This is a genomic window from Geothrix paludis, from assembly GCF_022808815.1.
GTDB lineage: Bacteria > Acidobacteriota > Holophagae > Holophagales > Holophagaceae > Geothrix > Geothrix paludis.
Window position 1 is genome coordinate 1,171,871 of the sequence record NZ_JAKZLC010000001.1, and the last position, 22,745, is coordinate 1,194,615.

Genomic DNA, 22,745 nt, shown 5'->3' on the forward strand with positions numbered 1-22,745 from the left:
CAGGCAAGGCTTCGCTCAGTCCCGGATCAGATCCGGAAGGTGCTCAGGTGCGCCAGATGCCGACCCAGGTCCGGGTCGCGCCCACCCTCGGCGCGGAGGGGCAGAGATTCCGCTTCGCCCGAGGCCGCGCGGTCCCAGCCGGCGGGCTCGGGTCGGGGCTCGGTCCGCCGCTCGCCCTGCTCCGCTTCACGGACGGCCTGGGCGGCGGGAGCCTGGCGCTCAGTGCAGGCACCCCGCTGGGGGGCGCGGTTGCTGTCCGGCTTCGGGCAGGGACAGGGATCGTCCATGCCGCCAGGCACCATTCCGCAGCAGCACTCGTGAGGCTGGGCCGCCGTCCGGTCCCCCGCCAGCGCCCAGTCCCCGCCCACGCCGCCCAGGAGCAGCGCGACGGCCAGGATGGCGCGCAGGATCGTCCGCACGGAGAAACCTCCGAATGGAATCCATGATAGGCCTTCCACCCATGTGGCAACACGAAAAGGTTGACGCCGGTCACACGGGAGCACCCCCGGGCCACCGCCAAACCGAGACCCGGCGCGCATCGGCGCTAGGATGGAAGCATGGGCACGGTTGAAAGAGCGGACCTGGCGATCATCGGCGGCGGCATCGCCGGCCTCAGCCTCGCCTTCCACCTGGCCCGGGCCGGTCAGCGGAGCATCGTCCTCCTGGAGCGCGAAGACCAGCCCGGCACCTACGCCAGCGGCCACAACGCCGCCGTGGCCCGGTCCCTGACGGGCCGCGACGAGCATACGGCCCTGACGGTGGAGGGCCGCCGGCGCCTGGCCGAAGCGGGGCTGATGGCGGCCGGCGGCGGCTATCTTGTGAGCGTGGAGCGCGGCCCCCTGGACGCCTTCGAGGCCGAGGCCAGGCGCCACGGTGTGGAGGTCCACCGCGGCGCGGGCATCCCCCTGCCCGGCCTCCGGGCCGCGGAGCACTTGGCCATCCCGGGCGATGGCGTCATCGACGCCGCGGGCCTGCTGCAGGCCTGCGCCGAGGGTGCCCGGGCCGGCGGCGCGGACCTGCGCTTCGGCTGCGGCGTGAGCGAAATCCGCCCGACGCAGGACGGCTTCGACCTGGACACGGATCGCGGGCCGCTCCGCGTGAAGGCCCTGGCCATCGCGGCCGGCGCCTGGGCCGGCGAGCTGGGCCGCCAGGCGGGTTCGCAGATCGCCTACACGCCCCTTCGGCGCTCCCTGGTGTGGAGCGGCGCGGCCCATCCCCAGCGGGATCCCTGGGCCTGGTGGGTGGATCGCCCCTTCTACCTGCGGCCTGAGAGCGGCGGCGTCCTCATGTGTCCCTGCGAGGAGGTGGCCGTGCCCCTGCCCCCGCGCGGGCGCCAGCCGGACACGGACCCCGCGGTGCTCGAAGGCCTCTTCGCCAGCCTGCGCGAGCTGGCGCCGGACCTGGCGGAGCGCCCCATCACCCGCTACTGGACTGGCCTGCGCACCTTCGCCCCGGACCGCCGCTTCGTCGTCGGCTGGGACCCCTGGAACCCGCGCCTCTTCTGGTCTGCCGGCCTGGGCGGCCACGGCATGACCAGCGGCCTCGCCGTCGGCCAGCTCGCCGCCGACTGCTACTTGCGCAAGACCACCGCCGGGCCGCTGGATCCGCGAAGGTTCAAGAACTGATCGAAACCGCGAATGGCGAATGGGCGCGATTGAAAAGGCAGCAGGGGCCATCACCACGAAGGTGAGGATCCAAGAAAGACTGGAGCCCTGTCGTACCCCGTTGTGGGCGTCTTGGCGGTGATCAGTTCTTTATTCGCGCCCATTCGCGCCATTCGCGGTTCCATCTTTTAGAATCCTTCCATGACTACCCTCCGCGTCGCCCTCGTCCAGCAGGACACGGTCTGGCAGGACCCGGCCGCGAACCTGGCCCGGGCCCGGGGCTTCGTGGAGCAGGCGGCCCAAGCAGGCGCGCGGGTGGCGGTGTTCCCGGAGCTCTTCACCCTGGGCTTCACCATGGCGCCGGAGCCCTTCGCGGAGGCCCTGCCCGGGCCCACCACCGAGGCCGTGGCGGCGCTGTCGCGCGAGTTCGACCTTTACCTCGTGGGTTCCGTGGTGGAGGCCCATGCGCCCCATCCCCGCAACGCGGCCTTCGTCACGGCGCCGGACGGCTCGCTGGTGGCGGCCTACCGGAAGATCCACCCCTTTTCCTACGGCGAGGAACACCAGCACTACAGCGGCGGTGAGGACTGTCCCCTCTTCGAGGTGGACGGCATCCCCTGCGGCCTGCAGATCTGCTACGACCTGCGCTTCCCCGAGCCCTTCCGGTCCCTGGCTGCGCGAGGCGCGGAGGTGGTCTTCGTGCCGGCCAACTGGCCCGTGCGCCGCATCGCCGCCTGGTCCACCCTGCTGGCCGCCCGCGCCATCGAGAACCAGATGGCCGTCTGCGGCGCCAACCGCGTGGGCCGCGACGGGGCGGGCCTCGACTACCCTGGCGCCTCCGCGATCCACGACGCCTTCGGCGAGACAGTGACAAAGGGCGACGCCGCCGAGGGCCTGGTGGTGGGCGACCTCGACCTCGATGCTTTGCGGGCCTGGCGGAAGCGCTTCCCCGCCCTCAAGGACCGCCGGCCGGAGGTCTACCGGCGCCTGGGGGCGCCCTAAGCGGCCCGTCGGGCCCTCAGGAGATCCACAACATGAGGCTGGCGACCTCGCGCAGCTTCGCGCCTTCCATCCGGAACACCACCAGGTGCCCCGAGCCGGCCAGCCAGTCGTACTGGGTGCCGAGGTAGATCAGGAGCAGGCGCTGCTCGCGGTCCACCACGGGGATCGAGACCGTGGCCATGCCCCCGGCGCCGGGGTGGTCCCGGCGGAGCTTCTCCCACCCGCCGCCCCCGGTCTTGAAATAGGCCGCGTAGGTACCGTCATGGTCCACCACGTAGCCGTCCTGGGGCGCCGAGGGGAGGCGCAGCCTCACCGGCGCCGCATTGTGCTCGAACAAGGCGTCGATGAGGGCCGAGGCGTCGTAGCCGGGCACCTGGAGGTTCTTCTTGCAGTACTCCAGGCTGCGCGCCCGGTCCCCCGGCGAATCCATCCGGACCATCCCCAGGCGCGTCTCCGGCCGCAGCACGGTGGTTCCGCCCGGAGCCGCCGCGGCCACCAGCACCCGGGCGATCAGGTCCTCGCCCCCACGCTCGGGAGCGGCCGCCCGCGCAGGGGCGCCGGCGAGCGCGAGGCAGGCGAGGAGGAGGGGCGCGCGGAACCGCATGGGATCTCCGGATGACGAGGGGCTCCCCGATCCTACCCCGCCCCGGCCGCCTCCGGCCTGCCTCTGGGTCCACCCCCCTGCGCGTGGTCTGATCTCCTCTACCTGGGCCCCGCTCCGGACCTAGATTGGTATGTATGCGAAAGGTGCCGCGCTGGGCCGCCGTCCTCCTCGCGATCGGGGCCGGGGCGGTCCTTCTCATGGCGTGGCTCCTCCGGAAGCCGGGCCTGGAGGTCAAGGTCGCCCGCGTCGAGGTGGGGCCGGTGGAGGAGATCGTCGCCAATACCCGGGCGGGCACCGTGAAGGCCCACCGGCGGGCCAAGCTCTCGCCGCAGATTCCCGGTGTGGTGACCGCCCTGCCCCACCGCAAGGGCAGCCGAGTGGCCGCCGGGGACCTGCTCCTCCAGATCGAGGATTCGGTCCAGCGGGCCGCGCTGGCCCTGGCGGAGGACCAGGTGCGCACCGCGGAGGCCCGCACGCGGGAGGCCTGCCTCGCCGCGGACCTGGCGGAGAAGGAGCTGGCCCGGGGCCTGGCCCTGAGCCGGGACGGCGTCCTCAGCCCCCAGGCCCTGGACGCCCTCCAGAGCGCCCGGGACCGCGCCGCCGCCACCTGCCAGGCCCTGCGCGCCGCCCTGGAGGAGGCCCGCAGCCAAGTGCGGCTCGCCCGGGCCCAGCTCGCCCTCACCCAGCTGCGGGCGCCCTTCGCGGGGATCGTGGCGGAGTGCTCCGGCGAGGTGGGCGAGTGGATCACGCCCGCGCCCACGGGCATCCCCATTCCGGCGGTGCTGGACCTCTTCGACCCGGCCACGCTCTACGTCAGCGCGCCCATCGACGAGGTGGACTCCCAGCGGGTGAAGGCCGGCATGCCGGTGCGGATCGCCGTGGACTCCCACCCCGGCCAGAAGCTGGCGGGCCGCCTCGACCGCGTGGCCCCGTATGTCCTCGATGTCCAGGAGCAGAACCGCACGGTGGAGATCGAGGTGTCGCCCCTGGATCCCTGGTCGGCCCAGGGCTTCCTGCCCGGCACCTCCAGCGACGTGGAGGTGATCGTGGCGCGGCGGGACGGCGTGCTCCGCGTCCCCACCGCAGCCCTCGCCGAGGGCGGGAAGGTGCTGGTGCTGGCCGGCGGTCGGCTGGTGGAGCGCACCGTCCAGACCGGCCTGCGCAACTGGCAGTTCACCGAGGTCCTCTCGGGCCTCGCGGCGGGGGACCGGGTGGTCACGGTGCGGGACTCCCCGGCCATCCGCGCCGGGGTCCGTGCCCGCGCCCACGATCAAGGGCGGGAGGGTCCATGATCGAACTGCAGGGCGTGTGGCGCACCTACCCCGTGGGGGAGGGCGTGGTCCATGCCCTGCGGGACGTCAGCCTCGCCATCGCACCGGGCGAGCACGTGGCGCTCATCGGCCCCTCGGGCTCGGGCAAGTCCACCCTCCTGCACATCCTGGGCTGCCTGGACCGCCCCAGCCAGGGCCGCTACTGCCTCGAGGGCCGGGACGTGGGCACGCTCTCGGAGGCCGAGCGGTCCCTGCTGCGCCGGACGCGCATCGGCTTCGTCTTCCAGTTCTTCCACCTGCTGCCCCGGCTCACCGCCCAGGGCAACGTGGAGCTGCCCATGCTGTTCGCCGGCGTCCCCCGCGAGGCGCGGCGGACGCGGGCGGCGGAAGTGCTGGCCTCCGTGGGCCTCCTCCCGCGCGCCGCGCACCGGCCCGACCAGCTCTCCGGCGGGGAGCGCCAGCGGGTGGCCATCGCCCGGGCCGTGGTGATGAACCCCGCCATGGTGCTGGCGGACGAGCCCACGGGCAACCTGGACCGCGCCTCGGCCCAGGAGGTGATGGGCGTGCTGGAGGCCATGAACCGCCAGGGCCTGACCCTGGTGGTGGTGACCCACGATCCGATTCTCGCCGCCCGGGCGAAGCGGGTGGTGCACCTGTCGGACGGCATGCTGGCGGACGCGCCCGCCGGGGAGGGCTAGGTGGCCTTCCTGGACCTGCTCGGCTTCGCCCTGGGCGCCCTCCGGGGCCACCGGCTCCGCACGGCGCTCTCGGTGACGGGCGTGGCCATCGGCATCACGGCGGTCCTCGCGCTCACGGCCCTGGGGGAAGGCGCACGGCGCTACATCGTGGACGAGTTCGCCACCCTCGGCTCCAACCTCGTCATCATCCTGCCGGGAAAGGTGGAGACCACCGGCGGCGTGCCCTTCGGCGGCGTCACCCACGACCTCACCCTGGAGGACCATGCCGCCCTCGCGCGCCTGGGCCGCCTGGCCCGCGCCGCGCCCATCGCCGTGGCCACCGAGACGCTGCGCCACGGGGACCTGGGCCGCTCGGCCCCCATCCTGGGCACCACCGCCGACTACCAGGAGATCCGCCGCCTGCGCCTGGCCGCCGGGACCTTCCTGCCCTCCGGCGATCCCGACCGCTCGGGCACGGAGATCGTCCTCGGCACCAAGGTGGCCCAGGAACTGTTCCGCGGGGAGAGCCCCCTGGGGCAGGTGGTCCGCGTGGGCCCAGACCGCTTCCGCGTGGTGGGCGTCCTCGCGCCCCGGGGCCTCTCCATGCTCGGCTTCGACCTGGACGAGGCGGCCTTCATCCCGGTGCGCACGGCCATGCGGCTGTTCAACCGCACCAGCCTCTTCCGCGTCGTGGCCGAGGTGCGGATCTTCGCGGAGATGGACCTGGCCAAGGCCGATGTCCTGGCCCTACTGAAGGACCGTCACCGTGCCGAGGACGTCACCGTCTTCACCCAGGACGCCCTGCTCGCCTCCTTCTCCGCCATCCTCCGGGTTCTCACGCTCTCGCTGGCGGGCATCGCGTCGGTGTCCCTGGTGGTGGCCGGCGTGGGGATCATGAACGTCATGCTCGTCTCCGTCACCGAGCGCCGGGCGGAGATCGGCCTGCTCAAGGCCCTGGGCGCCCCGGCCCCGCGCATCCTCCTGGCCTTCCTGGCCGAGGCGGTGATCCTGGCGGCCCTGGGCGGCGCGGCGGGGCTGGCGGCCGGCGCCGCCGGCGTGGGCCTCCTGGCGCTGGTCTACCCGGACTTCCCCGTGGCCATCCCCCTCTGGGCCGTGGGCGCGGCCGTGACCCTCTCGTTCCTCGTGGGCGTGGGCTTCGGCGTGTGGCCGGCTCGGCGGGCCACGCGGCTCGACCCCATCGCGGCCCTGGCGCGGAGGTGAGCATGCTGCTGCTGCCGCCCGCCGAGCTGCTGCGCTTCGCCCTGGGGGCCGTCACCGGTCACCGGCTGCGCTCCGCCCTCTCGGTGCTGGGCGTGGGCATCGGCGTGGCCGCCGTGGTGCTGCTCACCTCGCTGGGGGAGGGCACGCGCCAGTACATCGTGGCCCAGTTCAGCCAGTTCGGCACCAACCTGCTGGCCATCAATCCCGGCAAGGTGAAGACCATGGGCGTGCCCGGCGTGTTCGGCGGCACCACGCACCTGCTCACGCCGCAGGACGCCGAGGCCCTCCGCCGCCTGCCGGGCGTGGAGGCGGTGATCCCCGTGGCCATGGGCCAGGGGCGGGTGGAGTTCGGCGGGCGGGGCCGCAGCGTCTACATCTACGGCGTCAACCACGAGCTGCCCCGCGCCTGGGGCGTCGGCACGGCCCAGGGCAGCTTCCTCCCGCCCCTGGACGCGGGGCGGCGCGCTTCCCTCGCCGTCCTAGGCCCCAAGCTGGCCCGCGAGATCTTCGGGACTGATTCGCCCCTGGGCCAGCGCATCCGCATCGGCTCCGAGAGCCTCGTCGTCATCGGCGTCATGGAGCCCAAGGGCCAGCTCCTGGGCTTCGACCTGGACGACACCGCCTACATCCCCGTGGGCACGGCCATGGGCCTGTTCAACCTGGCAGAGCTGCAGGAGATCGACCTGCTGGCCTCCACCAGCGAGGGCATCCCCGCCCTGGCGGACCAGATCAAGGCCACCCTCATGGCGCGGCACCGCGGCGAGGAGGACTTCACCCTCACCACGCAGACCGAAATGCTCGAGGTCTTCGGCCGCGTGATCGGCATCGTGACCCTGGCCGTCACCGCCATCGCCGCCATCTCCCTCGTGGTGGGCGCCATGGGGATCCTCACGGTGCTGTGGATCTCCGTGCACGAGCGCACGGCGGAGATCGGCCTCCTCCGGGCCCTGGGCGTGGATGGCCCGACCGTCCAAGCCCTCTTCTTCCTCGAGGCGGTGCTGCTGGCAGTGGGCGGAGGCGTGGGCGGACTGGCCTTCGGCGTGCTGGTGCAGGCGGTCCTCCGGATGATCGTGCCCGGCCTGCCTCTGGCCACGCCGCCCGAAGCCGTGGGCGCCGCCCTTCTCATGACCCTCGCCGTGGGCGCCGCCGCGGGGGTCCTCCCCGCGCGGAAGGCCGCCTCCCTGGATCCCATCGAGGCCCTGCGGGCGGAGTAGGTTCGGGGTCGAAGCGGTCTCAGCGCTGAAGGGCCCGGATGGCCCTCGGGGACAGGTGATCAGGATTGACCGGGGGTCTTGGCCTTGCGCTTGAGCTGATGGGCGAATCCGAACCACTTTCCCGCTTTTCGCAGCCGTGTCACGTAGATCGCAATAAACCCGACACCAACGAGGAGAAAGAGGTAGTTCTTGGCTCCGGAGGGGTCCCCTCCAAGCCAGGAACGAACGGCCAGCGTCACAAGGAACAAGGCCGGCGTGACCTTGCCGGTGTAGTAGATCCACCGCCCCGAGGGAGAACCAAGCACGCGTTCGGCCTCCTCCTGGCGGACCAGCCAGAGGGTGGACAGCACCTTGGCGAGCGCCAATAGCCCTGCGATGAAAAGCAGGATGTTGCTTGCGTTCAGAGGCATGCGCTTCCCCCGGATGAGTGAAGAAAATCCATTTCGAAGGCTTCGTGAGAGCGGCTGACCGGCCCCGCCCGCACTAAGGCGCTGAGCAGAACCGAGGAAGCGGGAGGATGAGAGAGAACGAGAGGCCGTGCAGGCGGAGTCCGAGTCGAGCGAGCGGTCAGTGGGCGTCGCTGGAGGGAGGGCCGCCGGCTGAGGCGAAGGCCGCCTTCACCTGGCTCGCCAGCGAGGCGATGTCCACCGGCATCGAGGTGTCGACGCGGATCACCACGCCCGCTCCAACCGGGCCGTCGTATTCCTTGAGCAGGTCCGGCGGCAGCTCGCGGAGCGGGTGCGCCGCGTGCGCTCCGGCGGCCGCGCGAAGGGCGAATCGGCGCGCCGCCTCCGCGGCTCCGCAGTCGCAGAACACCTCGACGACCTCTGCCGTGAGGGCACGGAGCCGCTCCCTCTCATGGGAGCTGTGCGGCCGGAAGTTGGCCTCGAGCACCGCGGCCGGCGCGAACGCGGCGAGCTTCCAGAGCAGCTCCATCGCGGCCCCGCCCAGCTGTCGGGAGAAGGCGAGCTCCTGGTTGGGACCTTCCAGCGCCTCCACCAGCGTCTCCTTGAGGAAGTCCTTCGAGAAGAGCGGCCAGACCAAGGCTGCCGCGAGCGGCACGGCGAGGGTCGTCTTGCCGGCGCCCGGTGCGCCGGAGACGAGCACGAGCCGCCGACGCGGGGGTGGGATGGACTCCTTGAGCGGCATCGGGTGGGGGTGATCCATGGCAGCGCCTATTCGGCACCCAACCGTTGATTGGCCAACACGGCGGCCTGGAGCAGGGCCTTGAAGGCCCTGGCATCAAGGGTCTCCCCCTCCCGGAGGTCGATGGCCCTGCGGGTGCCTCCCCCCAGGCTGGCGTTGAAAAGACCGTCGGGGTCATTCAGGGACGCACCCCGAGCAAAGGTCAGTTTGACGACCTGCTTGTAGGCCTCACCCGTGCAGATGATCCCGCCGCAGGACCAGGTGGGTACGCCCAGGGGGTTGGTGGGCTTGACCCACTTGCAATCCTCTTCGATGGCGGGGACGGCCTCATGGATGAGGCGGCGAACCTCCGCCAGCATGTCGGCGCGCCAGCCGCCGATGGACCGGATGGCCTCATCGACCCGGGAAGACGGGCCCGACGGAGGCTTGGACTTGCCACCCTTGGTCACCATGGATCACCCCTCAGGTTGTCCTGCTGCCGAACGAATGAAGCCAACCGGCCCCGCCTGCGCCGGGATGGCGAGCGGAGCCATGAAGCGGGAAGGCGAGAGAGAACGGAAGGCCATGCCGGTGGGGTGCGAGCTGGGCGTGAGGTTGGGCCGAGTGGGAATGAAGGCGGGAGTGGTCGTCGATCACGTCAGGCCAGGCGCTCTGGAATCGGCTTGAGCTTGTAGATCTCATGGAAAAAGAGATCCGCTTTGTGCTGATCTTCGCAAAAGTTGGTGACCTCTTTGATCTTTCCGTCTTCAAACCGGAAGACGAGGCACCACATCAGGTCAAGGCCCGACCCGGCCGTGCTCCATCCGCGGTGGTGATCCACGACGAAATCGCCCTGTTCCACCACGACGATGGGCTGGGCTTGGAAGGCGGCTTTGCCAAGCTGGTCGAAGAACGCAAGCACTTCAGGAATTCCGCGCTTGTCGCCTGCGAGGGGGTGGTGGCCGGGAATGCGCCAGATGATGTCTTCGGACATGGCGTCCTTCACGGCCGGGACATTCCTGCTTGCGTAGGCGGTGAAGAAATCCTGGATCTTGGAAAGATTCGACACGTGGACTCCGTGGGGGAACTAGGACAAGGCCGGACTTTGGATCAGGCGCCCCGCTGGGATGCAGGCTCACACCCGGTTCGCCAGGGGTGATGGGAAAGCATCTTCGAACGGAATCAATGGGGTGTCCACCCTTCATTCGGCCGTCGGATCATTCGTACGGGCCGGCATCGACCAGAAAAGCAGCAACCGCGAATGACGCGAATGGGCGCGAAACGCGGAGGAGGTAGGCCGCCTGGGCCTTCGGCCCCCAGCCGCGCTTGGCGCGACTGGCCACGCGCGGGGCGGGAATGTCGGCTCCTGAAGGCCGCCAACCCCGCCCTGCGCGTGGAGGCGGATGCAGGGTCGATCTCCATTCGCGCGCCCGAAGGGCGATTCGCGTCATTCGCGGTTGCTGTTTCCCCTGCGGTTCCTCGGGCCCTCAGGTGGTGGCCACCAGGAGCTCTTCGGCGGGATCGGGGGGGCGGAGTCCGTCGGTGCGGTTCGCGAAGTATCGCTGGGCCAGGGTGCCGGAGGAGACGTGCCGCGCCTCGCGGAAGCCGGCCTCGCGGGCGAGGGCCACGATCTCCGGCGGGTCGAAGAAGCTGAGGAAGGGCGTGCCGCTGGCCCGCGCGCCCTCCATGGCCCGCGCCATGCCGGGGCGCACCTCGGGATCGGCCATATCCAGGGGCACCAGGAAGGACATCACCAGCGTGGACCCCGGCGCCAGCGCCGCGACCCGGCCCAGCGTGGCCGCCACCGCCTCCCGGGTGAGGTACATGCTCACGCCCGTGGAGGCCACCACCGCCGGCCGCGCAGGGTCGAAACCCGCCGCCTCCAGCCGATCCCACTCGCCGTCGCCGGCCTCGAAGTCCACGGGCACGAGCCGCAGCCAAGCCGGGAGGCCGTAGCCCAGGTCCACCAGCCGCTGGCGCTTCCAGGCCTGGGGCCCGGGCTGGTCCACCTCGAAGACCGTCATGCGGGCGGCGAGGTCGACCCTCCGCTGGGCGAAGGTGTCCAGCCCCGCGCCCAGGAGCACGTACTGCGCCACCCCCCGTCCCGCCTGCTCCTCCACGCAGTCCTCGATGAACCGCGCCCGCGCCAGGATGGACGCCCGGAAGGGCCGCGTGAACGGCGCCATGTCCGGCCGCTCCCGCCACCCATCCTCCGGCCCCGCCAGCCGCAGCCCCACCTCATCCCGGAACACCGGCGGCGGATCGTCCACCTCCAAATGCAGCGCCCGCCACAAGGCCACCCGAACCGCCGTGCTGTCCGGTGAAGCCATCGATTCCCCGCCCATCAGGCCCCCGAAAGAACCCTCATCATAGGCCCCCCTAGAGGGGCCGCAGCTGATCCTCCAGGGACCGTGTCTGGTCGGTGACCTCGTCCCCCGTGTGCCGGGTCGTCTTGCGTTCCAGCAGCATGACGAGACACTCCTCGTCCGCGATGGGATTGTGCCGGACGCCCTTGGGCACCACGTAGAACTCCCCCGGGCCCACGCGGACCGTCTTGTCTTCCATCTCCAGGGTCAGCACGCCCTCGAGCACATAGAACAGTTCGTCTTCGCCGACGTGGGCGTGCCAGGCCAGGCGACCGTGAAGCCGCGCCACCTTGACATAGGCCTCATCGACCTCGCCGATGACCCGCGGAGACCACAGCTCCGTGAGCGACTGCGCGGCCTGGAGGGGAGAGATCGCGTGATCCATGGGCACCTCGAAAGCAGAAGAAAAGGATGGGGCCCCTAGATGGGATTCGGGGCCTCGACCGGGATGCCCGTCCGTTGGCTCACCTTGGCTGCCACCTGGATGGCCCGTTCCAGTGTGAAGGCGCCGAAGGCGTGTTCGCCCAGGTAGAGCTCGAATCCATCGCGGTCCACCAGGGTGATGTGCCAGTTGGAAGAGCGGATGTATCGTCCGACCTTGATGCTTTGGAATTCCTGCGGGGCCTTCTCCCATTCCACCCGGCCGTACAGGTTCTTCTTGTGGAACCGGACCGTCTTCCGGCGGCCCGACACGGTCAGCCACTGATCCGCCGTGGCGCTGTAGACGCTGGAATACACCAGCAGCAGGCCGAACACCCCCACAACCACCAACATCCAGGTCTGGGAGCGGCCCAAGAGGTACAGGTGCCGAACCAGCCAAAGCAGGGCCACCCCCGGAATCAGGGTTGCCACCGCCCACCGGTGGCCCCGGAAGCGGAACGTGACCTCCTCAGGCGTTTCTTCCGCCAGCACCATGATGGGCGGGTTTTCTCTCATTCAGGCCTCCAGCCGGTCAAAGTCGCGGACCAGGAACATACACCTCACATGAAGCGAACCGGCCCCGCCTGCGCTGAGGCGCTGAGCGAAGCCAGCGAGAGGTCAGGCTCACCGCGGCATCAGCGCGAATACGCCCCAGCCCAGGTATTCACGCGTGTAAGCAGCGTAGCGCTCGGGTGCCGAGGTCAGTGTGGCTCGAACATCTCTCGCGAACTCGTCATTGGGATTGGCTTCAAGCCATCGGCGCATGGTGAGCCATTGAGCCGCCTCGTATCTGTCCCAGCCGTCCTGATCCGTGAGAACCATTTCAACGACGTCGTAGCCGAGGCGACCGAACGACGCGAGAAGCTCCGGGAGCAGGAGAAAATCCGAGATCGCGTTGGCAAGACACCCCCTGGCCACATCCTCCGTCGGGGGTAGCTGCCGCCAGTAGGGCTCACCGATGAGGATGATCCCTCCGGTGCGCAGGCTCCTGGCCAGAAGCTCGATCGTGCCGGCGACGCCCCCGCCGATCCAAGTGGCACCAACACAGGCGGCCACGCCGACCTTCTCATCCGAGGCGAAACCGGAAGCATCGCCATGGATGAACGTGACTCGATCGGCGACGCCAAGTTCTTCAGCACGGCGTTTCGCCTGCTCGGTGAACAGCTGGCTCATATCGATGCCGAAGCCGGTGATGCCGTGATCGCGTGCCCAGGTGCACAGCATCTCCCCCGAACCGCTCCCGAGGTCGAGCACTCGGGTCCCCGGTTCCAGACGCAGCGCCACGCCGAGCGCGGCCAGTTTTTCCGGTGTGAACGGGTTATGGATGCGATGAGCACTTTCGGTGATGTTGAAGATCCTTGGAATGTCCATTCCTGGAAATCTCCGTACGGGTGTGAGTGGATCTGGTCACGGCCTAACGATGGAAGCGAACCAGCCCCGTCTGCACCGAGGCGCTGAGCGGAGCCGAGGAAGCGTGAGGTTGAAAGAGAGCGAGAGGCAAGGCATGCGGGGTCCGAGTTGAGCGGAGGGTTAGGCATTTCTGGAGCGGGAGTTGGAGCAGCTTAAAATTAATAATGTCGATATCTTTGAATATAGGGAGCATCTGCAGGCAACTCATCTTGGTCTAGCTCAATAAAAGAGACAGCAAGGGCCTGCCGACCATCTTTATCGATTTGAATTTTGGCCGTACCAGAAATATCAGACTCCTCTCTAGTTGAATCATGCTCTATATAGTACTCATCACCATCTGGGCCGCCCCATTCTCTCCAGCTAAATTTATGCCTAACTTTGAGGCTCGCCTCGAAGACGATTGTGCATTCGGAATCCCCAACGCCAACAATTTGAACATCTCTCAGTTCAACATCTTCTATTTCAGATTCATCTAGATCAACATCTGAGTCGTTCGTGTAGAAACTCATCTCTTGAGCGCTGTCTGTGACAGCTTCGTTCAAAAGGTCAGACTTGTTGAGCATTGAATTTCTAATCGGCGCCAAATCGATTTCTTGGGATAACAATTTTTCAACCAATTTTGGCAACGATGGGAAATAGAGCAGGGATGTGAAGTGCTCACAGGCCGCCTTGAAATCCTGGTCTTCTGAAACAACTGCGATATAGATTTGCTGCTTTAATGCGTATTGAGCAAGAGATTCAACGGCAAATGCATCTGGGAACTCTTTCCGTTTTTTTCCTTCACGAAATGGAGCTCTAACAGAGTCATACCAACTCATAATTTTATCAATTTTGACATCGTCATAATTTAGCTTTACGACCTTGAACTGAGCGAGAAAATCCTTCCATTCTTGAATCGCTATGCGCTTGACTTCCCATTCTTGAAATATGTTGGTGGGCTTTTCAGGCCAGTGTTTCCACTTTTTCAAGAACGGAGCCTTCCTTCGCGCCTCATCGAGGGCCTTCAATGCTTCATCAGAACGGAATTTGATTTGTCGTTCTATCTCGCTTGAGGTTGGGGCAGGTAGAACTAGCCGGAGCCCCTTTTCCTTGGCGACATCTGAAAATGACGTGAGGGTTGCCGAACCAAAGTTGTACTGCTGACCAGCCAGCACACTCGTGTCTAAAAAAACATGGCTTGGTAGAGTCATAGAGGAAATGCCTAACTTTGAATTAGACGAATCGCTGTAATGCAAAGGTGGTCAACGGTCCGTCAGGGGTTTCTTGACAAGCATCTTCAATCCGAACAGACGGGCTGTCCACCCTTCATCCTTCACCAATATTCATTCGCTTTTATCGGTGTTCATCTGTGTTCATCAGTGGCTAAATCCTTCTTTTTTCATTTCCCAGGATTCGCCGGCGCATCCCGTTTGTACCACTGCGCCTGCCCATAGACGGGCTTCACCTTCTGCTCCAACGCTTCCAGCTGTGAGGCATTCAGTGGCAGGAACTCGCCCGCGATGCGGACGTTCTCTTCGAGCTGGGCGATGTTGTCCACGCCGATGATGACGGTGCTCACGGGGTGGCTCAGGGCGTAGCGCATGGCCTCCTTGATGGTGAGGGTGCCGGGGCGGTCATGCTTGGCGGTGCCGCGCTGCTTCTCGGGCGGTGGCGGCTGGACGCCGGCCAGAAGACGGCCTCGGGCGGGGATCTTCATGCCGATGATGCCCATCTCCTTCTCCACGGCCAGGGGCAGCAGGGTCTTCTTGAAGGGCAGGTGCCAGGTGTCGGCGGCGTTGAAGGCCATGAGCACCGTGTCGAAGGGGAAGCGGCGGATGGCCTCGGCCAGCACATCGGGATCGGTATGGCCGCTGAGGCCCAGGAAGCGCACCAGCTTCTGGTCCCGCGCCTTCTGGAAGGCCTCCAGGGCGCCGCCCTTGGCACAAATGCGTTCCACATCGTCCATGGTGCTCATGGCGTGGAGCTGCCAGAGGTCCACGTGGTCGGTCTGGAGCAGCTTGAGGGAGGTCTCCAGCAGCCGCAGCGAGCCGTCCGCCGTGCGGTCGTGGGTCTTGGTGGCGAGGAAGGCCTCGGCCCGCCGCCGCTTCATCACCTGCCCGAAGTACTGCTCGCTCCAGCGGGCCTCGCCGCCGTAGCGGGCGGAGGTGTCGCAGTAGTTCACGCCCAGGTCCAGGGCCCGCTCGATGAGGGGGATGGCCACCTTCTCGTTGTGGGGCTTCTCGATGGAGGCTTGGCCGCCCAGGCTGAAGATCCCCACCTTGTGCCCCGTGCGCCCCAGGTTGCGCGTGGGCATGGCCGCGGCGGTGGCGGGGTTGAAGGGCGGATGGGGCGCGGGATGGAGGGCCACGGGCTCCAAGCCCAGCACCGGTTCCACTGCCGCGAGGCGCGTGGCCACAAGGCCCGCCGCCGCGGCGGCTCCCAGCTTGAACAGGTCGCGTCGGGTGGTGCCGGCCTCGGACATGGCGTCCTCCGTGGGATTCAGGATCTGGTCATCATTATCGCCCCAGGAAGGTCTCCAGGTGCGCCAGGGCTTCATCAACGGCCCCGTAGGTCTGGAAGGCCACGCCGTCCTGCCGGATGCCTGTGAGCATCTTGCTGACGCGGACGCCTTCGCGGGCCAGGCAGAGCACGGGCTTGCCGCGCTCCAGCGCGTAGGCGATCTCGAAGCCCACGCCGTGGGAGGGCGTGCTGACCTCGGCAATGACCGCCTCGCTGGCGCGGAGCCAGGCCGTGTCCCGCTGGTAGACCTCTTCGGGCGCCAGGCCGCCGTCCGCCGCCACGGCCGATTCGGCGGCCAGGTGCGCCGTCAGCACGCGGTGGCCCAGGGCCTCCATGCGGGCCACCAGCGCCGCCACCACGGGCTGGTCCTGGCGTCCGCCGGTGAGGGAACACGAAAGATACAGATCCACCTGATGCCTCATGAAAGAAAAGTGATCCCCAGAGTCACACAGCCCCGGGCACCGGGGGAATGTCTGAGAGGAAAGGACGAACGCGAAGGACGCCAAGCAAGGAGCGAAGGGCGCGAAGGAAGCTGGAAAAGCGAACAACCGCGAATGACGCGAATGGGCGCGAATCGCGGCGGAGATGGGCCGCCTGGGCCTCCGGCCCCCAGCCGCGTGATGCGCGGCTGGCCACGCGCGGGGCGGGCATGTCGGCTCTTGAAGGCCGCCAGGCCCGCCCCGCGCGTGGAGGCGGAAGCAAGATCGTTCACCATTCGCGCGCCCGAAGGGCGATTCGCGTCATTCGCGGTTCAGGCCTTCCAGGCGGAGGCTGCCCGGACCCCAGGTCATCCCTTCGTGTGCTTCCGTCCTTCCTTCGCACCCTTCGCGTTCCGTCTTTTGCTGTTTGGATTCCCCGGGCCTCAGCGGCCCAGGAGCTCGTCCGCGAGGTAGCCGCCGTCCATCACCTTCCGCAGGGCCTCGAGGATGGCGCGGGCGTCGGTGGCCACGGCGCGCTTGGTGTCGGGGTCGTAGACGTAGTAGCCGCCCTGCCCTTCGAACACGCTGTCGAAGTTGATGCCCACGAACTCGCCCTTCACGTTCACCACGGGGCTGCCGCTGTTGCCGCCCACGGTGTCGCACGCGTAGATGAAGTTGAAGGGCGTGGCCAGGTCCAGCTTCGACTGCCGTTTGAGCCAGCGCTCCGGCAGGGTCCAGGCCCCGTGCTCCGCGGCGGCGGCATTGCCGCCCCAGCCCAGGTGGCGGTCGTACATCCCCATGAACGTCGTGAAGGGCTGGGCCAGGGTGCCCGTGCCGTTGGCGTAGGTGGCGACGGGGCCGTAGCCCAGCCGCAGGGTGAAGGTGGCGTCCGGATAGACGGCCCGACCGAAGGCCTTGAAGCGGGCCTCGGCGATGCGCCCGCCGTGCTCGTTGAAGACGCCCGTGACCTCGGCCTCCATCCGCGTGTGGATGGCACGGCCGAAGGGATCGACCTTCCGCGCCAAGAGGATCATGGGATCCGTGCTGGCGTCGATGGCGGCCTTGCCGCCTTCGGCCAGCGCCTTCCGCACGGCGGGATCGTCCAGCTTCGTACCCGCCACCGCGGCCTGAGCCACGGCCTCGGGCGTCTGGCCGCCCAGCAGGGCCTTCACGAAGGGATGCTCCGCGCCCAGCTCGTCCTTCGCCTCCTGCAGCCCCGCCGCCAGCAGCGTGGCGTCGATGGGCTTCTGCACGGGCCGGGGCGAGAGAATCTGCGCCTTGGTGGCCTTGAGGTTGCCGTCGCTGAACTCGCTGAGCCGCTCGGCCGAGGGCTTGGCCAGCTCGTCCGCGAGCCGCACCAGCGTGAGGGCGTGGCGCAGGCTGGCCACCCGGCCCACCAGAGTTCCGCGGCCGGCATCGAGGTAGGTGGCTTCCTTCAGCAGCGCCTTCTGCCGCTCCACGGCCTGGGCCACCCGGTCCCAGCTCCCGCCCACGCGGGCCTGCAGGGCGGGATCCTTGGCCACGGCGGCCTTCAGGGCGGCCTCGGCCTCGGCCACCTTCTTCAGGTTCTCCGGCTTGGCGAGGCCCAGGAGCTGGCCACTGAGCCGCTTGTGGCCGTTCTCGATGCCGTAGATGGGCTCGGCGGCGAGGCGGTGCGCCTCGGGCGAGGTGGCCGAATACGCCAGGAGGGCCTGCTTCTGGCGCTCCAGGGTGTGGAGCTGGAAGGGGATGCCGATGTCGCGGGCATAGGCCATCTGCGCGTGGGTCTGCTGGCGGTAGGTGACGCCCGGATGCCCCGAGATGAAGGTCAGCTCGCCCATGGCCACGCCCTTGGCGCTGAAGGGCAGGAGGGCCTCGGGCCGGTAGGGCTTCCCGTCCTCGTAGACGCGGAACAGGGAGAAATCCAGGTTGTGGCGCGGGTAGGTGTAGTTGTCCGGGTCGCCGCCGAAGGCCGCCACCTGGAGCTCCGGGGCCGCCACCAGCCGCACGTCACTGAACTTCTTGTAGCGGTAGAGCCAGTACTCGCCGCCCTGGTAGAGGGTGACGGGCTCGCAGGTGAGGCCGGTCCTGGCCTCCTCCGTCCGGCGGAGATCCGCCAAGGCGTTGAGCCGCGCCGCCAGGGCCTCCTGGTCCGTCATGCCGGGCTTCACGGCATCGTTCACCCGCGCCGTCACGTCCTTCATGGAGACGAGCATCATCAGCTCCAGGCCCGGCACCTTGATCTCTTGGCTCCGCCGGGCCGCCGTGAAGCCGTTCTTCACCAGGTCGGCCTGGGCCGTGGACACCTGGGCGATGGCGCCCCGGCCCACGTGGTGGTTGGTCACCACCAGACCGTCCCGGCTCACGAAGGCCCCCGTGCCGCCGGGGAAGCGCACCGTGGCGAGCTGCAGGTTCCTCAGCCAGGTGGCATCGAGGTCCACACCGTACTTGGCCTTGATCTGCTTCACGGGGATGTTGTCGAAGGTCCACATGCCCTCGTCCGCGCGCAGGGCGGGCAGGACGGCGAGCAGGAGGGCGAGGGCGGTAAGGCGCATGGAAGCTCCGAAAAGGGGCCCCGGAGGGCCCCTGGCGTTCAGTCGTTCAGGTTCACTTGCCGGTGAGCTCGGCTGCCAAGTGGGGCGCGTCGTAGACCTTCACGAGCGCCTCCAGGATGGCCTGGGCGTCCACGGAGACGCTGCGGTTCACCTTCTCGTCGTAGAAGTAGCGGCCGGCGTTGCCCTCGATGTTGCCATCGAAGAGCAGGCCCACCAGCTCGCCCTTGCGGTTCACCACGGGGCTGCCGGAGTTGCCGCCGGTGGTGTCCACGGCGTGGGAGAAGTTGAGATGCGTCTTCAGGTCCAGCTTGCCCATGCGGTCCAGCCAGCGCTGGGGCAGGTGCCAGTCGGTGTAGTCCTTCGCCTCGTTGCCGCCCCAGCCGAAGTGGCGGTCGTAGAGGCCGGCCCAGGTGGTGAAGGGCTGCTGGAGGGTGCCGTTGGCGGGATAGGTGGCCACGGCGCCGTAGGTGATGCGCAGCGTGCCCGTGGCGTCCGGCGGCAGGGTCTTGCCGTAGACCGCGAAGCGGGCCTTGGCGATGCGGGCGCCGTGCTCCTCCAGGATGGCCTTCACGTCGTCCTGCTTCTTCCGCTGGGCCAGGAGGATGGGCTCGAGCTTGCGGGCCAGCACGATCATGGGATCGGCGCTCCCGGCCACGGCCTTCTGGCCGCCGTCGATCAGATCCTTGCGCACGGCCTGGTCGTTCAGCTTCGTGCCCTCCACGGCGGCCTTGGCCACCTCGGCGGGCGTCTTGCCGCCCAGGACGGCGACGATGTAGGGGTGCTGCGGGCCCAGCTCGCGCCGGGCGTCCTCCAGGCTTCGGGTGAAGAGGAGGGTCTCCAGCTCGGGGTTGGCGCCCTGCCCCATCATGCCCATGGCGGGGCCGGAGAGGCGGGTCTTCAGGACCTTCAGGCCGGCCTCGGAGCGGTACTCCGTGAGGCGCTTCTCCACGGGGAGCTCCTGCTGGGCGGCGAGGCGCACCAGGCCGAGGGCCTGGCCCAGGGTGGCGGAGCGGGCCGCACCCACATAGAGCGATTCCTTGAGGTTGGCCTTCTGGAGCTGCATGGCCTGCTCGACGCGGGCCCAGCTCTTGCCGGTGGTGGCGGCCAGCTTGGGATCCTTGGCCACGGCGGCCTTCAGGGCCTTCTCGGTGGCCTCGATGCGCTTCATGGCCTCGGCGTCCTTCAGTCCGGCCAGGGAGCCCTCGTTGGCCTTGGCGCCGTTGTTCACGCCCAGGATCATCGTCTGGACCTGGCGGGCGTGCTCGGCGTCCTGCTTGCCGTACTCCTCGAGGAGGGCGCGGGTGCGGTCCGCGTTCTTCAGGTAGGTGGGGATGCCGAAGTCGCGGTCGTACTTCATCTGGGCGAAGGTCTGGAGGCGGCTGGTGCGGCCCGGGTGGCCCACCACGAAGGTGAGGTCGCCGGCCTTCAGGCCCTCGGTGCTCCAGGTGAGGTGGTGGGCCGGATGGTAGGGCTTGTCGTTCTCGTAGACGCGGACCATGGAGAAGTCCAGGTCGTGGCGGGGGTAGGTGAAGTTGTCGTAGTCGCCGCCGAAGGCCGCCACGGCGATCTCGGGGGCGGCCACGAGGCGGATGTCCTTGAAGACCTTGAAGCCGTACATCCAGGTCTCGCCGCCCTGGTAGAGGTTCACCACGTCGTAGGTGAGGCCGGTCTGCTTCTCCAGCTCGGCCTTGATGGCGTCCAGCTCCTTGGCGCGGGCCTCGCCGGCCTGCTTCTCGGTGAGCCCGGGCTTCACGGCCTTGGCCACGCGCCCGGTCACGTTCTCCATGGCCATGAGGGTGCGGTAGGTCAGGCCGGGGAGCTTGAGCTCCTGGTCGCGGCTCATGGCCACGAAGCCGTCCTTCACCAGGTCGCGGTCCTTGGTGGACAGGCGGGACAGCGAGCCCCGGGTGCAGTGGTGGTTGGTGACCACCAGGCCGTCCGCGCTCACGAAGGAGCCCGTGCAGCCGCCCAGGGTGAGCGTGGAGAGGCGCACGTGGTCGATCCAGGCCTGGCCGGGCTCGAAGGCGTACTTCTCCTTGAGCTGCTTCAGGGGCAGGTTGTCGAAGGTCCACATGCCCTCCTCGGCCCGGAGGGCCGGCAGGGCGAGCGTGGAGACGAGGGCGAGGGCGAGAACGGAAAGGTGTCGCATGGGGGCTCCTGAGTGGGTCTACTTGCCGGTCAGCTCGGCCACGAGCGCGGAGGCGCCGTAGACCTTGTCCAGGGCATGCAGGAGGCCGCGGGCATCCACGGAGACGCCGCGGTTGGCCTTGTCGTCGTAGAAGTAGTTGCCGGGCAGCATGTCGATGTCGCCATCGAAGATGAGGCCCACCAGCTCGCCCTTGCGGTCCACCACGGGCGAGCCGGAGTTGCCGCCGATGATGTCGACCTTGTGGACGAAGTTGAAGGGCATGGCGGGATCGAGGGCGCCGCGCTTGTCGATCCAGCGCTGGGGCAGGGTCCAGGCCCCGTCGTGGGCCGCGGCGGCGTTGCCGCCCCACCCGTCGTAGCGGTCGAAGAGGCCGCCGAAGGTGGTGAAGGGCTGGATGAGCGTGCCGTTGGCCGGGTACTCGGCGACGGGCCCGTAGGTCAGGCGCAGGGTGAAGGTGGCGTCCGGGTAGGTGCCCTTGCCGTAGGCCGCGAAGCGGGCCTTGGCGATGCGCATGCCGCACTCGGTGAGCACGCTCTGCACCTGATCCACCTGCTTCCGGCGCATCTCGCGGGACAGGGGATCCAGCTTCCGGGCCAGGAGGATCATGGGGTCCTGGCACTCGGCCACGGCCTTCTTGCCGCCGGCCAGGAGCGCCTTGCGGAACTCGGGATCCGCGAGCTTGGAGCCGGACACGGCCGCCCGGGCGACCTCGGCCGCCGGCTTGCCGCCCAGCATGGCCTGGACGTAGGGATGGGAGCCGCCGAGCTCCTTCGCGGCGTGCTCCAGCCCCTGAGTGAACAGGAAGATCTCCTGCTCGGCGTAGAAGGGCGCGTGGACGCAGAGGCGGGCCTTGGCGGCCTTCAGGTTCGCGTCGCTGTATTCGGGCAGGCGCTTGTCGCTGGGGAGGTGTTCCTCATCGGTGATGCGCACCAGGGCGAGGGCGTAGCCCAGGAGGCTGGAATCCGCGGTGCCGACGATCTGGTTCTCCCGGGCCAGCTGCTCGGAGACCTTGAGCGCCGCCTCGATGCGTCCCCAGGCGTCCCCGACCTCCGCCGCGAGCCGGGGATCCGCGGCCACCTTGGCGCGAAGGTCCTTCTCGGCCGCGGCGATCCGGGCCATGGCCTCGGGGTTCTTGAGGCCGGACCAGTAGCCGTTGACGGCCTTCAGGCCGTTCTCGACGCCGAAGATCTGGGTGTTGACCTGGCGGGCGGCCTCCGGGGAGGACTTCCCGTACTCGACCAGGGCTTCCTTCCGCCGCTCCAGGCCCTTGAGGCGCATGGGAATGGCCACGTCCCGGGAGTAGATCATCTGGGCCAGGGTGTCCTGGCGGCTGGTGCGGCCGGGATGGCCGGTCACGAAGGTCAGGTCGCCCGCCTTCAGGCCCGTCCGCGTCCAGTGCAGGAACTCCTTCGGGTGGTAGGGCTTCCCGTTCTCGTAGACCCGGAAGATGGAGAAGTCGAGGTTGTGCCGGGGGTAGGTGAAGTTGTCGTGGTCTCCGCCGAAGAAGGCGATCTGCATCTCGGGCGCGAAGACCAGGCGGACGTCGGTGTGCTTCTTGTAGCTGTAGATCCAGTGCTCGCCGCCCTGGTAGAGGGTCACGTGCTCGCAGGTGAGGCCGCTCTTCTCCTGCATCTCCTTCTTGATCCGCTCGATCTCCGCCCCGCGGAGCTTGTGGGCCTCGGACTCCGGCGTGCCGGCCTTCACGGCCTTGGCCAGCCGATCGGTGATGTTGTCCATGGCCATGAGCGTCAGCAGCTCGAGCCCCGGGACCTTGATCTCATGCTCGCGGTCCTGGGCGGCGAAGCCGTTCTTCACGTAGTCGTGGTCCTTGTCGCTGACCCGCTGGATCCAGCCCCGGCCCACATGATGGTTGGTGAGCACCAGGCCGTCCGCGCTCACGAAGGAGCCGGAGCCGCCCGGGAAGCGCAGGGCCGACAGGCGCACATGGTCCAGCCAGGCCTGGTCCGGCGCCCAGCCGTAGGCCGCCTGGATCTTCTTCGTCGGCAGGTTGTCGAAGGTCCACATGCCCTCCTCGGCCTTCGCCGACCCGGAGGCCAGGGCGAGGACGAGCAGGGGGAAGGTCAGGCGTCGGGCTCGGAACGACATGGAGGCTCCACTTAGGGGGGATAACCATCGTATCACTACGTATCCTTGGATCCGCCTGCCATCCGGCTCGGGACCCGGGATCTGGCCAGCCTGGCTAGACTGGGACCCGCAGCGGATCTTCAGC

Annotated in this window: 22 protein-coding genes; 6 read left to right on the forward strand and 16 right to left on the reverse strand. The window is 68.5% G+C overall.

The genetic code is table 11. The features are described 5' to 3' along the window. Positions 1 to 26: 26 nt before the first annotated feature. A complete protein-coding gene (locus MLE64_RS05300; protein ID WP_243316738.1) occupies positions 27 to 419 on the reverse strand; it encodes a hypothetical protein in 393 nt (130 codons plus the stop codon). 138 nt (positions 420 to 557) lie between these two features. Between MLE64_RS05300 and MLE64_RS05305 the strand changes: the two genes are divergently transcribed. Together MLE64_RS05305 and MLE64_RS05310 are read left to right on the forward strand one after the other, a co-directional pair. Beyond that, entirely contained in the window at positions 558 to 1,625 is a 1,068-nt protein-coding gene (locus tag MLE64_RS05305; protein ID WP_243316739.1) for an NAD(P)/FAD-dependent oxidoreductase, read from the forward strand. Positions 1,626 to 1,805: 180 nt separating this feature from the next. After that, the gene (locus MLE64_RS05310; protein ID WP_243316740.1) at positions 1,806 to 2,606 is read left to right on the forward strand and encodes a carbon-nitrogen family hydrolase; all 801 of its coding nucleotides are present in this window, start codon (positions 1,806 to 1,808) and stop codon (positions 2,604 to 2,606) included. Between the two features lie 16 nt (positions 2,607 to 2,622). On the opposite strand, the gene MLE64_RS05315 is transcribed toward MLE64_RS05310, so the two are convergent. Further along, positions 2,623 to 3,210, reverse strand: a complete 588-nt coding sequence (locus MLE64_RS05315; RefSeq protein WP_243316741.1) for a hypothetical protein — start codon at positions 3,208 to 3,210, stop codon at positions 2,623 to 2,625. A 134-nt stretch (positions 3,211 to 3,344) separates the two neighbouring features. On the opposite strand from MLE64_RS05315, the gene MLE64_RS05320 reads away from it, so the two are divergent. The 4 genes from MLE64_RS05320 to MLE64_RS05335 are packed head-to-tail and all read left to right on the forward strand — an operon-like array spanning position 3,345 to position 7,593. Further along, positions 3,345 to 4,502: an efflux RND transporter periplasmic adaptor subunit gene (locus MLE64_RS05320; protein ID WP_243316742.1), complete on the forward strand. Its 1,158-nt coding sequence runs from the start codon at positions 3,345 to 3,347 to the stop codon at positions 4,500 to 4,502. Continuing rightward, the gene (locus tag MLE64_RS05325) at positions 4,499 to 5,179 is read left to right on the forward strand and encodes an ABC transporter ATP-binding protein (RefSeq protein ID WP_243316743.1); all 681 of its coding nucleotides are present in this window, start codon (positions 4,499 to 4,501) and stop codon (positions 5,177 to 5,179) included. Before MLE64_RS05320 ends, MLE64_RS05325 begins: the two co-directional genes overlap by 4 nt. Beyond that, on the forward strand, positions 5,180 to 6,379 hold the full coding sequence (locus tag MLE64_RS05330; protein ID WP_243316744.1) for an ABC transporter permease: 1,200 nt from the start codon (positions 5,180 to 5,182) through the stop codon (positions 6,377 to 6,379). 2 nt (positions 6,380 to 6,381) lie between these two features. Beyond that, on the forward strand, positions 6,382 to 7,593 hold the full coding sequence (locus MLE64_RS05335; RefSeq protein ID WP_243316745.1) for an ABC transporter permease: 1,212 nt from the start codon (positions 6,382 to 6,384) through the stop codon (positions 7,591 to 7,593). A gap of 59 nt (positions 7,594 to 7,652) precedes the next feature. On the opposite strand, the gene MLE64_RS05340 is transcribed toward MLE64_RS05335, so the two are convergent. The 14 genes from MLE64_RS05340 to MLE64_RS05405 all read right to left on the reverse strand — a co-directional run bounded on the left by MLE64_RS05340 (position 7,653) and on the right by MLE64_RS05405 (position 22,621). Beyond that, positions 7,653 to 8,003, reverse strand: coding sequence for a hypothetical protein (locus MLE64_RS05340; RefSeq protein WP_243316746.1), 351 nt, complete (start codon positions 8,001 to 8,003; stop codon positions 7,653 to 7,655). 157 nt (positions 8,004 to 8,160) lie between these two features. After that, entirely contained in the window at positions 8,161 to 8,760 is a 600-nt protein-coding gene (locus tag MLE64_RS05345; RefSeq protein WP_243316747.1) for a P-loop nucleotide/nucleoside kinase family protein, read from the reverse strand. An 8-nt stretch (positions 8,761 to 8,768) separates the two neighbouring features. After that, positions 8,769 to 9,191: a DUF1801 domain-containing protein gene (locus MLE64_RS05350; protein WP_243316748.1), complete on the reverse strand. Its 423-nt coding sequence runs from the start codon at positions 9,189 to 9,191 to the stop codon at positions 8,769 to 8,771. A 185-nt stretch (positions 9,192 to 9,376) separates the two neighbouring features. Continuing rightward, positions 9,377 to 9,787 (reverse strand): nuclear transport factor 2 family protein, encoded by a 411-nt coding sequence (locus MLE64_RS05355; RefSeq protein WP_243288049.1) that lies wholly within the window; start codon positions 9,785 to 9,787, stop codon positions 9,377 to 9,379. 418 nt (positions 9,788 to 10,205) lie between these two features. Next, complete coding sequence (locus MLE64_RS05360; protein WP_243316749.1) at positions 10,206 to 11,048, reverse strand: class I SAM-dependent methyltransferase; 843 nt, start codon at positions 11,046 to 11,048, stop codon at positions 10,206 to 10,208. 49 nt (positions 11,049 to 11,097) lie between these two features. Further along, a complete protein-coding gene (locus tag MLE64_RS05365; RefSeq protein WP_243316750.1) occupies positions 11,098 to 11,469 on the reverse strand; it encodes a cupin domain-containing protein in 372 nt (123 codons plus the stop codon). A 35-nt stretch (positions 11,470 to 11,504) separates the two neighbouring features. Beyond that, positions 11,505 to 12,020 carry a hypothetical protein gene (locus MLE64_RS05370; RefSeq protein ID WP_243316751.1) on the reverse strand — a complete coding sequence of 172 codons (516 nt, stop codon included), beginning with the start codon at positions 12,018 to 12,020 and terminating at the stop codon, positions 11,505 to 11,507. Positions 12,021 to 12,128: 108 nt separating this feature from the next. Next, entirely contained in the window at positions 12,129 to 12,875 is a 747-nt protein-coding gene (locus tag MLE64_RS05375; RefSeq protein ID WP_243316752.1) for an SAM-dependent methyltransferase, read from the reverse strand. Positions 12,876 to 13,072: 197 nt separating this feature from the next. Next, complete coding sequence (locus MLE64_RS05380) at positions 13,073 to 14,104, reverse strand: PIN domain-containing protein (protein ID WP_279342879.1); 1,032 nt, start codon at positions 14,102 to 14,104, stop codon at positions 13,073 to 13,075. 188 nt (positions 14,105 to 14,292) lie between these two features. Beyond that, on the reverse strand, positions 14,293 to 15,450 hold the full coding sequence (locus tag MLE64_RS05385; RefSeq protein ID WP_243316754.1) for an aldo/keto reductase: 1,158 nt from the start codon (positions 15,448 to 15,450) through the stop codon (positions 14,293 to 14,295). Then, a complete protein-coding gene (locus tag MLE64_RS05390) occupies positions 15,410 to 15,823 on the reverse strand; it encodes a nucleoside 2-deoxyribosyltransferase (RefSeq protein WP_243316755.1) in 414 nt (137 codons plus the stop codon). The genes MLE64_RS05385 and MLE64_RS05390 overlap by 41 nt, the downstream gene beginning before the upstream one ends. Positions 15,824 to 16,275: 452 nt before the next feature. Continuing rightward, entirely contained in the window at positions 16,276 to 18,366 is a 2,091-nt protein-coding gene (locus tag MLE64_RS05395; RefSeq protein ID WP_243316756.1) for a S46 family peptidase, read from the reverse strand. A 52-nt stretch (positions 18,367 to 18,418) separates the two neighbouring features. After that, on the reverse strand, positions 18,419 to 20,515 hold the full coding sequence (locus MLE64_RS05400; protein WP_243316757.1) for a S46 family peptidase: 2,097 nt from the start codon (positions 20,513 to 20,515) through the stop codon (positions 18,419 to 18,421). Between the two features lie 18 nt (positions 20,516 to 20,533). Then, on the reverse strand, positions 20,534 to 22,621 hold the full coding sequence (locus MLE64_RS05405; protein ID WP_243316758.1) for a S46 family peptidase: 2,088 nt from the start codon (positions 22,619 to 22,621) through the stop codon (positions 20,534 to 20,536). Positions 22,622 to 22,745 lie beyond the last annotated feature (124 nt).